The 12,988-nt window shown below is 70.5% G+C and carries 10 protein-coding genes; 5 read left to right on the top strand and 5 right to left on the bottom strand.

Annotated features, from left to right (window positions below):
* The 4 genes from LQ566_RS06050 to LQ566_RS06065 form a co-directional block, all read right to left on the bottom strand.
* Complete coding sequence (locus tag LQ566_RS06050; protein WP_231090705.1) at positions 1 to 1,293, bottom strand: ABC transporter substrate-binding protein; 1,293 nt, start codon at positions 1,291 to 1,293, stop codon at positions 1 to 3.
* A 220-nt stretch (positions 1,294 to 1,513) separates the two neighbouring features.
* Complete coding sequence (locus LQ566_RS06055; protein ID WP_231090706.1) at positions 1,514 to 2,464, bottom strand: glycoside hydrolase family protein; 951 nt, start codon at positions 2,462 to 2,464, stop codon at positions 1,514 to 1,516.
* Between the two features lie 142 nt (positions 2,465 to 2,606).
* Positions 2,607 to 3,713, bottom strand: a complete 1,107-nt coding sequence (locus tag LQ566_RS06060; RefSeq protein ID WP_231090707.1) for a Gfo/Idh/MocA family protein — start codon at positions 3,711 to 3,713, stop codon at positions 2,607 to 2,609.
* Positions 3,714 to 3,757: 44 nt separating this feature from the next.
* The gene (locus LQ566_RS06065; RefSeq protein WP_231090708.1) at positions 3,758 to 4,657 is read right to left on the bottom strand and encodes a DUF6807 domain-containing protein; all 900 of its coding nucleotides are present in this window, start codon (positions 4,655 to 4,657) and stop codon (positions 3,758 to 3,760) included.
* Between the two features lie 146 nt (positions 4,658 to 4,803).
* Between LQ566_RS06065 and LQ566_RS06070 the strand changes: the two genes are divergently transcribed.
* The 3 genes from LQ566_RS06070 to LQ566_RS06080 are packed head-to-tail and all read left to right on the top strand — an operon-like array spanning position 4,804 to position 9,475.
* Entirely contained in the window at positions 4,804 to 6,180 is a 1,377-nt protein-coding gene (locus LQ566_RS06070; RefSeq protein ID WP_231090709.1) for a Gfo/Idh/MocA family protein, read from the top strand.
* A complete protein-coding gene (locus LQ566_RS06075) occupies positions 6,180 to 7,124 on the top strand; it encodes a serine hydrolase domain-containing protein (protein ID WP_231091390.1) in 945 nt (314 codons plus the stop codon). The genes LQ566_RS06070 and LQ566_RS06075 overlap by 1 nt, the downstream gene beginning before the upstream one ends.
* Complete coding sequence (locus LQ566_RS06080; RefSeq protein ID WP_231090710.1) at positions 7,121 to 9,475, top strand: beta-galactosidase; 2,355 nt, start codon at positions 7,121 to 7,123, stop codon at positions 9,473 to 9,475. Before LQ566_RS06075 ends, LQ566_RS06080 begins: the two co-directional genes overlap by 4 nt.
* 37 nt (positions 9,476 to 9,512) lie before the next feature.
* Here the strand turns inward: LQ566_RS06080 and LQ566_RS06085 are convergent, their stop codons facing one another.
* Positions 9,513 to 10,487, bottom strand: a complete 975-nt coding sequence (locus LQ566_RS06085) for a LacI family DNA-binding transcriptional regulator (protein ID WP_231090711.1) — start codon at positions 10,485 to 10,487, stop codon at positions 9,513 to 9,515.
* Positions 10,488 to 10,587: 100 nt separating this feature from the next.
* Here LQ566_RS06085 and galT point away from each other — a divergent pair, with 100 nt between their 5' ends.
* Together galT and galK are read left to right on the top strand one after the other, a co-directional pair.
* Positions 10,588 to 11,751: a galactose-1-phosphate uridylyltransferase gene (gene galT, locus LQ566_RS06090; RefSeq protein WP_231090712.1), complete on the top strand. Its 1,164-nt coding sequence runs from the start codon at positions 10,588 to 10,590 to the stop codon at positions 11,749 to 11,751.
* Between the two features lie 60 nt (positions 11,752 to 11,811).
* Complete coding sequence (galK, locus tag LQ566_RS06095; protein ID WP_231090713.1) at positions 11,812 to 12,984, top strand: galactokinase; 1,173 nt, start codon at positions 11,812 to 11,814, stop codon at positions 12,982 to 12,984.
* Positions 12,985 to 12,988: the final 4 nt, after the last annotated feature.

Consider the following 12,988-nt stretch of genomic DNA (forward strand, 5'->3'; position numbering starts at 1 on the left):
TCAGCCCAGGGTGACCTTCGCCTCGTCGAAGAACTGCTTGACGGCCTCGTCGACGGTGATGCTGCCGAGACCCAGCGCCTTGCCGAGATCCCAGAACTTCTGCTCGAGCGCGCCGTAGCCCACCACGGCGGGCGGCGGCGCGTCGCCGATACGGTCGGCAGCGGATTCGATGTAGTCGGCGACCTGCTTGTCGACACCCTCCAGCGTGGTGCCGGCGAGCTTCGAGGAGGAGGCGGGGAAGCCGAGGGTGGTGCCGAAGATCTCTCCCGCTTCGGGGCTGTTCACCACGAAGTTCAGGAAGGCCGCGGCTGCGGCGGGGTGCTTGGTCTTGGCCGAGATCGCCATCTGCAGACCACCCTGGCGGTAGAGGTCCTTCGATCCGACCTTGTAGGTGGGCGGGGCGACGAGCTCGATCGACGACGCTCCGGAGTCGGCGAGGTAGCCGCCGAGGAAGTTGCTCCAGCTCATCTCGCTGGCGGTGAGTCCGGCACCGAACCCGGACTTCGGGTTGATCTCCTCGAGCTTGCTCTGCGGGATCGTGATGCCGTCGCGCAGCGCGTCTCCGGAGCTCCAGAACTCCTTCAGCTCGTCCTCGTCGAAGCCGAGCTGACCGTCGTCGGTGTAGAGGTTCTTGCCCTCGCTGCGCAGCTTCAGCTCGAACTGCTGGATGCGCTGCGTGTAGTCAGTGCCGCCGTAGACGGCGCCGCCGGTCTTGTCGGTGACGCTCTTCATCCACGTGTCGAAGTCGGCGAACGTGGCGTTCTCGACCGGAGGCGTGAGGTCGTGAGCCGTCAGCAGGTCGGTGTTGATGAAGTTCGCCCAGAGGCTGTAGCCGGTGGGAAGGGAGTACTGCTTGTCACCGAGCTGGCCGGTGCCCTTGAGAGAGTCCTCGAACGTGGACATGTCGACCACGTCGCTGACCGTGTTGAGATCCAGCAGGTAGCCTGCCTGCCCGTACTGGCGGAGGTACGAGTCGGAGAACTGCCACACGTCCGGCAGGCCGCCACCGGCCGCCTCGGTCTGGCGCTTCTCCCAGTACGACGGGAAGTCGGTGAAGGTGCCGTTGATCGTGATGTTGGGGTATTCCTCGTTGAACTTCTCGATCAGCTGGTTGTACCGATCGGCCCGGTCGTCGTTGCCCCACCACGTGAACGTGAGCGTGACCTTCTCGTTGGGGTCGAGGGTCGCCGCCCCGCCCGCGGATCCGGCGTCGGCACCGCCTCCGCAGCCGGCGAGCGCGAGTGCGGCGCCGGTGATCGCGGCGACGGCCGCGATGCGCTTCTTGCTGAACATCCTTGTCCTCTCTGTGGCGCCCGCGTGTTCGCGAACGTCGGTGTCCGTGCTGTGCTGTGCGGCGGGTGCCCGGCGCCGGGGACCTCGCCCATCGACCGCGCGGGAAAGCGCTTGCCAGGACAATACCACCGATTGAAACGACTCACAATGCTCCCGAACGACATCGTTGAGACCGGTCACATCCTACCGATGCGCGGTCACGCGCACAGGCTGGATCACCTCATCGCACGCAGATCAGGATGTCGTCGGCCACGCGCACGTCGGCACGGAAGACAGCACTGCGGCGCAGCTCGACAGCGTCCGCATCGGCGATCTCCACGCCGTCCCACGCCGGATGGGTGAAGAAGAACAGTACCCCGGCATCGCCCCGCACGAGCACCATGCCGTGCCGGCCGACCTGCACCCGCGCCCCCTCGTCACTCTCACCGAGGATCACCTCGTCGGCGCCCCCCTGCCTGCGCCAGTGAACAGCATCCCGGCTCCGATAGACGGCCATCCCCCGCCATTCGTCGACGATCATCCAGTACCACCCGCCCAGCGGGAAGACGTGCGGCCCCTCGTGAGGACGACCCCCGATCGCGATGCCGTCCTGCCGCCAGGACTCCAGATCATCCGACACCGCGGCACGGGTCACCGAACCGGCGGCCTCGTCCTTGAACCACATCCGCCAGCGATCACCGACACGGGCCACGGCGGCGTCGATGACCCGATCACTGCCGAGATCGACCGGCCCACGGCGCCGGAACCGGCGGAGATCGTCGGAGCGGTACTCGACGATCCGGCGCTCGTGCCCCTCCCACCGATCGGGGATCCCGTCGATCTCGGTCAGATACATCCGCCAGCCGTCGTCGGCACGGACCAGCTCGGGCGCCCAGTGCGTGCGATCCACCCGGCCCGGCTGCGGAGCGGAGGCGAGCTCCAGTCCATCGGCGGTGGGCTCCAGAGTGCCGACGTAGGTCCAGGCGAAGCCGTCGTCCGAGCGGGCGACGCCCACGCGCGAGCCGTGCACCCACGCCACTCCGGGCCCGGGATCGGGATGATCGGCACGGCGCTGGGTGTAGAGCATCCACCAGGTGCCCTCATCGTCGACCACCACCGTGGGGTCCGCCGCGCCATCGTAGACGGGGTCACGGTAGAGCGGCGTGGCGGGAGTGCGAACAGCTCCGGTCACGACGGATCTCGATGCCCGCGCACGATGGGGCGATGGTGACCGCACGGGCACAGTGGCCGCGAGGACACGAGCGCCGTCACGAGAGCGTGCGAGCCGCGCGACCCTCGCTTCGCGGGCAGCCGCGCGGTAACCGAGAGGATCGTCACGAGATCGGTCGGCGCTCGATCACGGTGCTCGCAAAGCCATCGCGATGCGTGGGATGCGCGGCGAGATCGGCCGGCGTGACGACCGCGCCGTCCGCCGCCGCGGAGGCGTAGATCGCCGCGACGATCTCGAACGAGCGAGCTGGGTGATCGGCCGTGTCCGGCAGCTCCGCTCCCGAGCGCAGCGCATCGAACACGTCACGCAGCAGAGGCGCGTGCGAGCTCGCCTCCTCGTGATCCGGGAATGCCCAGCCCGCGGCCCCATCCTCGAAGCCGGGCGCCGGCGTGATCCTCCAGTGCTCGTGACCGTGCCCGTACAGATGATCGACCGTGATCGTCGCGCGCTGGGTGTCGATGCGGATGGAACTCGTCTCGCGGGGCGACACCGCGCTGGTGGTCACCTGCGCCACCGCGCCGTTCTCGAAGGCCACGGTCGCCGTGGACATGTCCTCGGTCTCGGTCTCGCGATCCAGCCGCCAGAGCCGGCCCTGCACACTGGACCAGTCGCCGAGCAGGTGAGCGAGCAGATCGAGCTGGTGGATTCCGTGCCCGAGGGTGGTGCCACCGCCTTCCGTCGCCCACTTCCCCCGCCACGGAACAGCGAAGTAATCGGCGTCACGGAACCACAGCGTGTTGCACACCGCCACCAGCGGACGACCGAGCGCGCCGGCGGCCAGCAGGCCCTTCACGTGGGCCGCCGCCGTGCCGGTGCGCTGCTGGAACACGACGGCCAGCCGACGGTCGGCGGTGCGGGCTGCGCGGCGCATCTCGTCCAGCTCGGCGAGCGACGATGCCGGCGGCTTCTCCACCACCACGTGGGCACCGGCTTCCAGCGCCTCGATCACCTGACCGCGATGGGCACCGGGAGGCGTGCACACCAGGACCACGTCCGGATGCTCGGCGGCGAGCAGCCGCGTCAGATCGGGGTAGCTCGCAGGAACGCCCCACGTCGCGGCAAAGGCGGCGGCACTGTCGGGCTGGAGGTCGGTCACGGCGACGATCGCGGCGTGCGGATAGGCCGCGACGGCCTCGGCGTGGAGGCGGGAGACGCCTCCGGTTCCGACCAGGGCGACACGGAGGTCGTGGGTGATGGGCGGCGGAGTCATGCAGCGCTCATTTCGTAGAGGGAGGATCGGTGCGAGTGGCTGGGTCAGACCGAGATGAGAGCGGAGGGACGCACCCGTGCAACGCGCTCGGCACCGGCGGTGGCCGCCAGCTCATGCACATCGGGGCCGCCGATCACGAGCACGGCGGCCAGGGTGAGCGTGCCTCCGGGCTCGAGCACCGTCTCGTCATGGAAGAAGGGCGCGGGGCTGAGACCGGCGTACTCCTCCGACCGTGCGAACCAGGGCTCCTCGGCGGACGCGGCGTCCGCGTTCAGCATCAGCACCCCGGCGGAACGGTCGGGCGCCGCATACGACAGCCACGGCACCCGGCGTCCGCGTGCCTCGTCACCGGCGGGGCCGTCGGGTGCGGTGATCACACCGCCACGGAAGCTCTCGGGACCGCGCCAGAAGATGCCGGCGTATCCGGCGTTCTCCCGGCCTTTCGATGTGGGTGAGCCGAAGGCCAGAGGGGCATCGGTCGAGTTGCGCAGCTCGCTCTCCCAGCTCAGCGCCCACGTCTGATCGTCCACGACGTCCGCGGTGATCCGTCGCCGCTCCGCGAGCACCGGGTCCCCCGCCTGCGAGCGCCAGCTCAGGGCGGCGGTGATGCGTGCAGGTTCGTCGTCGTGCCCCTCGGCGCGAAGTCCGCGGTGCTCCTGCGTGCCGTTGTTGGCCAGCTGCACGTAGCCCTGGCCGTGCACGTACGTCGGGCCACCCCAGAAGTTGTGCGGGCCGACCACGGGAAGGGCAAGGGAGAGACCCTTGTGCCAGACGTGGTCGGCGGGGCGGTGCGCCGTCACGTCGACTCCCGCACGGGTGCGCAACGTCAGGTACGGACGCGGGGACTCGATCTGCGGATCGGCGGGCCGGAAGACGTACTCGGCGATGATCCGCCCCGCGTCGCGCAGGGCGACGCGGTCGATACCGGCGGCGATGAACTGCATGAGTTCTCCTCGAAGATGGGGTGCGTCCACGATAGGACGGATTGCGGGAAAGCGCTATCCGTCCTATCGTGGCTCGGTATCGAGGACGGTTCTGCGACGACTGGTCGCCCCGGCCCCGCACTTCCCTCACCGGCGAGAGACGATTCATGACCTCCACCCGCTACGCCCTCATCGGGGCGGGCCATCGATCACAGATGTACGTCGACGCGATCGCCACCAGCTACGCCGATCGGGCGGAGCTGGTCGCGGTGTGCGAGCCGAATCCCGCTCGGGCCGCATACGCGGTGGCGCGCGCCGCAGCCGCAGGAGCCGCACCGCCCGTCGTGCATCCGCCGGCAGAGCTGGAGCGGATGATCAGTGAGCGGCGCATCGATCGTGTCATCATCTGCGCGCGCGACGACCTGCACGCCGACCTCATCGTGCGCTCCCTCGACGCCGGTGCCGATGTCGTCGTGGAGAAGCCGCTCACCATCGATGCGGAATCCGCCCGCCGGATCGAAAAAGCCGCAGCTCGCACCGGGCGCGGCATCGTGATGACGTTCAACTACCGGTATTCACCCCGGAACTCTGCTCTGCGGCGGATCCTTCAGGACGGCGAGATCGGCGAGATCACCAGCATCGACTTCTCCTGGATGCTGGACACGCAGCACGGAGCGGACTACTTCCGCCGCTGGCACCGCGAGAAGGCGAACTCGGGCGGTCTGCTGGTGCACAAGGCCAGCCATCACTTCGATCTGGTCAACTGGTGGCTGCGCGATGATCCGGTGCGGGTGTACGCCTCCGGGGGACTGCGCTTCTACGGCCAGGCCAATGCGGCCAGGCGCGGACTCGGGGAGCGTCCCGCGCGCGGCACCCACGACGGTACGCACGACCCGTTCGAGCTGGATCTCCGCGACGACGAGCGTCTGGCAGCCCTGTACCTCTATGCCGAGAAGCACGACGGCTACCTGCGCGATCGCGACGTGTTCGGCCCGGGCATCACCATCGAGGACAACCTCGCACTCGTCGTCGACTACGCCGGCGGGCCGACCCTCAGCTACTCCCTCAACGCGCATTCGCCGTGGGAGGGCTACCGTGTCGCTGTGAACGGCACCCTCGGCCGGGCCGAGCTCGACGTGGTGGAACGCGGCGCGGTGCTCCCCGGCGCAGGTGTGCACCCCGTGCTGGACCCCTCCGCAACACCGTTCGCCGACACCGGTTCGCTACGCCCGCAGGGCGAACGCCTCCGGGTGCAGCGGCACTGGGAACATCCCCGCGAGGTTCCCCTCGACAGTGGGGGCGCGGCGCATGGCGGCGGGGATGAGCTCCTGCTGCGCGATGTGTTCGACGGCCCCGGGCCCGATCCGCTTCAGCGCCCCGCGGACTGGACCGACGGACTGCGCTCGATCGCGGTCGGTATCGCGGGCAACCGTTCTCTCGAGAGCGGGCAGCCCGTGCGTGTCGTGGACCTCGGTATCGACGCACTCATTCGCCCGGAGGCCGCCAGCGGCGGTCCGTCCGGTCAGCAGAGGGGCACCGTGTGATGTCCGTCATCGACATCGTTCGCGACCACGTCACCTCCGGCCGTCTCCCCTCCGCCGTGCTCGGCATCGCGGATGCCGCGGGTGTGCAGGAGCTCGTCGCCGTCGGCGCCCGGACGGACGATCGCTATCCGCTGTTCTCCATCACCAAGCCGATCGTCGCTGTGACAGCGGCCCGGCTGATCGAGCAGGGGCTCCTGAGCGCAGACACCACCCTCGCGACCGCCCTCCCCGGCTTCGCGAACAAGTCCACCACGCTGGCGCATCTCGCCTCGCACACTTCGGGTCTGGACGAGCCCGCGCTGGACACAGCCGTGCCGCTGCGGCGGGAGCTGCTCACCCGCGGCCAGATCTTCTCCCCCGGTAGCGCGGTGCAGTACTCGACGCTCGCTTACACGGGCATCGCCGCACTCATCGAGAACGCCGGCGGTCGAGGCTGGGAAGCGGAGGTCGACGATCTGTTCGCATCGCTCGGTTCACCTCACGCGGTATCGACCGACCTCGCCGACGCCCTCCCTGTCGCCGATGCCGCTGCCGCCGGACACGACATGGCGGTGTTCGCCGCGCAGCGCAATCCGGGCGCCGGACTGGCCGGACGAGCGGAGGATCTGCTGCGGCTGGGGTCGGCGCTGCTGCGGATCGCGGCCGGCGGCCGGCGGGAGTTCCTCACCCCCGCTGCTCTCGATGCCATGCGCACGCCGCGGACGACCGGCCTCCCCCGCGCTGATCCGGGGTCGCCCACAGCCGATCGCGAGTGGGGACTCGGCTGGCACGTCGCCCCGGCCGGATTCGGTGACGCCACCGTCTTCGGTCACGGCGGGTGGGCGGGCACGGAGTTCTGGGTCCACCCCGCCGTGGGTCGTGCATGGGTGCTCCTCACCAACCGCGCCGTGCGCGAGGGCGTTGACCCCGCGACCATCGGCCGCGCGGTCGGAGCCGGCCGATGACGGATGTCAGCGCCACCGTGCAGCCGTGGTCGGGTCCCGCCGAGCGTGCGAGCTTGCCTGCTCCGGGCGAGGAGGCGCTGGGAATCGAGGTGACGAATCGTGCCGTGCTGCGCCACGGCCGCGGCGTCGTCCCGGTGTCGGGCGAGCTGCACTACTCCCGTGTCCCACGAGCGCGCTGGCGGGAGCGGCTCGAGCGGATGCGCGCGAACGGGATCACGCTGGTGTCGACGTATGTGATCTGGGCGCACCACGTGCTGGCTGGCGGTGCCACGGACTTCACCGGTGACCGCGACGTCGCGGCGTTCATCGACGAGGCTCATCGTTGCGGTCTGGGTGTGGTGCTGCGCATCGGTCCCTGGGCGCACGGCGAGGTGCGCAACGGCGGCTTCCCCGACACGGTGCAGGACCTGCCGGTGACACACCGCACGAATGATCCCGGATACCTGGCCGTGGTGCGCCCCTGGTTCGCACGAATCGGCGAAGAAGTCGCACGGTCGGTGCACGCTCCGGATGCGATCTGGGCGATCCAGGTGGAGAACGAGCTGTACGACCAGCCGGCCCACCTCAGCATGCTGCAGCAGCTGGCACGCGAGGCGGGTCTGCGCGCGCCGCTGTGGACCGCAACGGCGTGGGGCGGCGCCGAACTGCCGCCGACCGGCATCATGCCGTTGTTCGGCGGCTACGCGGACGGGTTCTGGGTGGACCCGCAGGAGGGGTGGCACCCCAGCTTCCGTCAGCACTTCGTGGCATCCCACGAGTGGGACGACCCGGGTACGGGCGCCGACGTCCGAGCCGCGCTCGGCACGGGGGAAACTGCGTCTGGCACGCGCCTGCTGGGCTTCCCACCGGCCACGTGTGAGCTCGGCGGCGGGATGGCCACGGCGTATCACCGTCGCCCGGTACCCAGCGGCACCGACATCGCCGCCGTCGCCCACACCAAGATCGGCAACGGGTCCGCTTGGCAGGGCTACTACATGTTCGCCGGCGGGCGGAACCCGCGAGCGGGGCTCGGTGAGTCGCACGCCACCGGCTATCCCAATGACGTCCCGGACCTCAGCTACGACTTCCACGCTCCACTCGGGCAGGCCGGCACGGTGAGCCCCGCGCTGGCGCCGCTGCGGGTGCAGCACGCTTTCCTCCAGGCCTTCGGGGACCAGCTCGCCGAGATGCGCTCCATCCTGCCCGATTCCGGCCCTCCCCATCCCGATGATCGCGAGAGCCTGCGCTGGGCGGCTCGTCTGTCCGGCGATCCCGCCCCCCGCGGGTTCGTGGTGGTGACGCACCACCGCGCGCACGAGCAGGTGGAGCCCGTCGCAGACGTGCGCTTCACACTTCGCGGCGACACGGATCTCGCCTTCCCCGATATCCCGGTCACGATCCCTCCGGCGACGCTGGCGCGCTTCCCGGTGAACCTCTCCTGGGGCGACGCACGACTCTCCTGGGCGACCGCCTCCGCGGTGACGATGCTCGAAGCGGATATCCCCACGCTCGTGCTCGTCGCGGTGGAGGGCGTACCGGCCCGCGCCGAGGTCGCGGGAGCGGCGGGGCCGTTGTCCGTCGGCACCACATCCGTCACCGAGTCCGCGCGCATGCTGCTGCTGCCCGCACAGGCCCACGACCAGATCTGGGTCATCGAGCGGGGCGGCCACCGCACGCTGTTCCTCAGCGACGGCGAGCTGCGCTGCGACGGGTCGGGAACGATCTTCGTGCGCGGCGCATCTTTCGTGGAGGTCTACGACCCCGTGGTTGCGGGTTTCGTGGCGGCGCACCCGGGCGGGAATGGCGCCGCCTCGGCGTGGCCGGAGGCGGTTCGCGCACTCTCCGGCGCAGATCGGACGCCGCGATCCTGCCCATCCGCGGAGCGAACGGCCCGGAGCGCGATCGCAGCGGTTCGTCCGCCCACGACGCCGGTCGTGGTTCGCCTGATCCGAGCTGCGGGTGATCCGCCCGCCGACTATGGCTTCCGCGACGCACGGCACAGCGCTCCGGCCGAGCAGCACTACCAGGACCTCGCCGCGCGATTCGTCCTCGAACTGCCGCCCGTGCTCGATGCTGCAGACCCCGTGCTGTGCATCGAGTGGGAGGGCGATGCCGCCCGCCTGTGCTGCGACGGCGACGTCGTCGACGACCGATTCTGGGACGGCACCCCCTGGTACGTGTCCCTGACTGATCTCGGCCCCGGGGCGCGGGAGCTACTGCTGGAGGTACTCCCCCTCTCCCCGCTTTCCACGATCGGCCTGGCGGGGCCGGCTGCCCGCGCGCAACGCACGTCCCCGGTCCCCCTGGTCGGTGTCCGCCGGGTCGGGATCGAGGATCCCGGCCCGTGGCTCCCGCTCATCCGGCCGTCGTGATCGATCGGCCACGCCCGCAACCGCCCCGGGCGCGGGATCACTCCTCCGCGACGGTGCTCGCGCGCGCGACGATGCGGGCGGGGATCACACGGTGCACATCGGTGTCGGCGAGGGCCAGGCCGATCGCGGCGGCGGCGAGGCCGGAGAAGTCCTGCTCCACCGTGGTGAGCGCGGGCCAGAAGCTCGCGGCATCGGAGATCCCGTCGAATCCGGCGACGGCGACGTCGGCGGGGATCCTCCGCCCGGCGGCGTGCAGCGCGTTCATCGCGCCGAGCGCCATCTGGTCGTTGGCGCAGAAGACGGCTCGCACGTCCGCATCGGCGGCGAGCTCGGCGCCCAGCAGCCGCCCGGACTCGGCTGTCCAGTCGCCCCGCAGAGGCTGGGGGGCATGGCGACCCGCCGCCTCGTGCGCATCGCGCCACCCCTGTTCACGCGCCTGTGCCGCGAACGAATCCGCGGGACCCGCGATGTGATGCACCGGGAACCCGCGCGTCAGCAGGTGCGAGGTGAGTTCGAACGCCGCGCGCTCATGGTCGGAACGGACGGTCGGATACGGGACGTCTGCGGGCGCATCCACGAGCACCAGGCGAAGGGCAGCATTCTCCAGTTCCGGGATGTACCGCGTGGCCTCGTTGACGATCACGGCGGCATCGACGCCCTGCTCGGCGAGCCGGTCCACCGCATCCGCGAGCGCGACGTTCTCCCCCAGTGTGACCAGCGCGATCGAATACCCCTCGCGTTCCGCCGCCGCGGCGACCGCCTGCAGCATCAGGGAGTTTCCGACCGTCTCCAGGGTGGCGACCACGACTCCGAGCACCTCGGAGCGTCCCGTCCGCAGCGCGCGGGCGGCACGGTGCGGGCGATAGCCGAGCTCGGCGAGTGCGCTCTCCACCCGCGCACGGGTCTCTGGGCTGACGTTGTCGTGCCCGTTGATGACGCGGGAGACGGTCTGTCCGGAGACGCCGGCCAGGGCTGCCACATCGCTCATGGCGGGACGGCGGGCGGAGGTCATGCCTCACATGCTGTCACATCGCGGCACGGACAGGCATGTTGACGTAAACATGGGCGCTGATTATGCTGGCGCTCGGGCCAGATCCGGAAAGGAACGTGTGATGGACGCCGAGCAGCAGGTGAGCGCACTGGGCGCCGGGGTGATCAAGCGGGCGACACGCCTGGCCGACGGCCGTGAACTCATGTACTTCGACGACGCGGACACCATGCTCTCCCCCGAACGCGCGGTCGACGCACGCGCGCTGGATGCCCGCCCCGCCACCGCCACCATGCGCCAGGACGTCCTCACCGGGGAATGGGTGTCCATCGCCGCGGCACGACAGAACCGCGCGATGATGCCGCCGGCCGAGCTCGACCCGCTCGCACCCCAGTCACCCACGAATCCCTCCGAGGTGCCGTCGCGCTACGACGTCGCGGTGTTCGAGAACAAGTCGCCGTCCTTCGGCCCGGAACTCGCCGAGGCGATCGGCACCGCCCCTGCCGCGGCCGACGCACCGCGCGGGCTGGAAGATCTCGCCCAGCTCGGGCTCGGTCGTACGCGCACGTCGGTGGGACGCTGCGAGGTGGTCTGCTTCAGCCCGGAGCACGCCGGGTCCTTCGGTTCCCAGACGCCCTCACGCGCACGGACGATCATCGAGGCCTGGGCCGATCGCACGGCCGCCCTGTCCGCGCTGCCGGGCGTGGAACAGGTCTTCGTGTTCGAGAACCGGGGAGCGGCCATCGGGGTCACTCTCCCCCATCCGCACGGCCAGATCTACTCCTACCCGTACATCACGCCGCGCACCACGCGGCTGCTGGAGTCGATCGAGCGGGTGGGTGACGATCTCTTCGACCGCATTCTGGAATTCGAGCAGGCGGGTCCGCGTGTGGTCCTGCAGGGCGAGCACTGGACGGCGTTCGTGCCGTTCGCCGCGCGCTGGCCCATCGAGATCCACATGATCCCGCACCGCCATGTCGCGGACTTCGCCGAGACCGACGAGGCGCAGCGCGCCGAGCTGTCCCACCTCTACCTCCGCCTGCTGCGCGGTGTGGACGCGATCTACGAGGACCCGACGCCCTACATCGCCGCCTGGCATGCCGCGCCGGTCAATCGCGCGCGCACGAGCGCGCGCCTGCACCTGCAGCTGACCAGTCCCCGCCGCGGCGCCGACAAGCTCAAGTTCCTCGCCGGCAGCGAGGCCGCGATGGGCGCATGGATCGGTGACGTGCCGCCGGAGGCCGCCGCCGAGCGCATCCGCGCCGCCATCGCGTCCGTCTCGGTCTGAACGACGACCGCCCACCCACCAGCCCGCGGCGACGCCGCCGCCCCGCACCGAGAGAGACCCGTGAGCGACACCACTGCCCGCGACCTGTTCCGCACCGCGTATGACGCCGAGCCCACCGCCGTGTACTCGGCCCCCGGTCGCGCCAACCTCATCGGCGAGCACACCGACTACAACGACGGCTTCGTGCTGCCCTTCGCGATCCCCGCGCGCACGTTCGCCGCGGTGGCACCGCGAGAGGACGCGCGGATCCGCGTGATCTCGTCCTTCTCGCCGGAGCCCGTCGAGGTCGCGCTGGGCGACCTCGACACGCTGTTCCCGAGTGACGGCGAGCCGGCCGTTCCCACCTGGGCCGCATATCCCCTCGGCGTCGCCTGGGCACTGCGCGCGGCCTTCCCCGAAGCTCCTGCCACCGGTCTCGACTTCGCCTTCGACTCAGACGTCCCGGTGGGCGCCGGCCTGTCGTCGTCCGCGGCGCTGGAGGGCGCCGCCGCCACGGCGATGAACGAGATCTGGGGCCTCGGAGCAGACGCCACGACCCTGGCTGTGGCCGGGCGCAGGGCCGAGAACGAAGCCGTGGGAGCTCCCACCGGCATCATGGACCAGATGTCGGTGATGCACGGGCGTGCGGACGCCGCCACGTTCCTCGACTGCCGCACGCTGGATGTCCAGTCGGTGCCGGTGGGCTTCCAGGCAGCGGGTCTGGAGATCCTCGTGATCGACACCCGCACCTCGCACGAGCACGCCACCGGCGGCTACCGGGCGCGTCGTGAGTCGTGCGAGCGCGGTGCGCGGGAGATGGGTGTTCCGGCGCTCCGCGACCTCGCCGTCGCCGACCTCGCCGCGGCGGAGGAGAAGCTCGACGACGTCACGTTCCGCCGCGTGCGCCACATCGTCACGGAGAACCAGCGCGTGCTGGACACCGTTCGCACCGTCCGTGAGCAGGGGCCCGGTGCCATCGGCGACCTGCTTGTCGCCTCCCACGTCTCCATGCGCGACGACTTCGAGATCTCCACCCCCGAGCTGGACCTCGCGGTGGACGCCGCCCTTGCCGCGGGAGCGATCGGTGCCCGCATGACGGGCGGTGGCTTCGGCGGGGCGGCCATCGCGCTGGTACGCATCGACGACGCCGCGGCGGTGGAGTCCGCCGTGCGTGCCGCCTTCACCGAGGCGGGCTTCGCCGAGCCCGCGATCTTCCCGATCGTCCCGTCCGAGGGGCCTCGCCGCGACGCCTGACCAG

Source organism: Microbacterium nymphoidis (assembly GCF_021044885.1).
Classification (GTDB): Bacteria; Actinomycetota; Actinomycetes; order Actinomycetales; family Microbacteriaceae; genus Microbacterium; species Microbacterium nymphoidis.

What these genes read in the sequence shown, in the direction of transcription:
- galT (WP_231090712.1), top strand. Translation starts at nt 10,588, where the DNA reads ATGGACGCCGAGCAGCAGGTGAGCGCACTGGGCGCCGGGGTGATCAAG.
- LQ566_RS06050 (WP_231090705.1), bottom strand. Translation starts at nt 1,293, where the DNA reads ATGTTCAGCAAGAAGCGCATCGCGGCCGTCGCCGCGATCACCGGCGCC.
- LQ566_RS06075 (WP_231091390.1), top strand. Translation starts at nt 6,180, where the DNA reads ATGTCCGTCATCGACATCGTTCGCGACCACGTCACCTCCGGCCGTCTC.
- LQ566_RS06080 (WP_231090710.1), top strand. Translation starts at nt 7,121, where the DNA reads ATGACGGATGTCAGCGCCACCGTGCAGCCGTGGTCGGGTCCCGCCGAG.
- LQ566_RS06070 (WP_231090709.1), top strand. Translation starts at nt 4,804, where the DNA reads ATGACCTCCACCCGCTACGCCCTCATCGGGGCGGGCCATCGATCACAG.
- LQ566_RS06060 (WP_231090707.1), bottom strand. Translation starts at nt 3,713, where the DNA reads ATGACTCCGCCGCCCATCACCCACGACCTCCGTGTCGCCCTGGTCGGA.
- LQ566_RS06065 (WP_231090708.1), bottom strand. Translation starts at nt 4,657, where the DNA reads ATGCAGTTCATCGCCGCCGGTATCGACCGCGTCGCCCTGCGCGACGCG.
- LQ566_RS06085 (WP_231090711.1), bottom strand. Translation starts at nt 10,487, where the DNA reads ATGACCTCCGCCCGCCGTCCCGCCATGAGCGATGTGGCAGCCCTGGCC.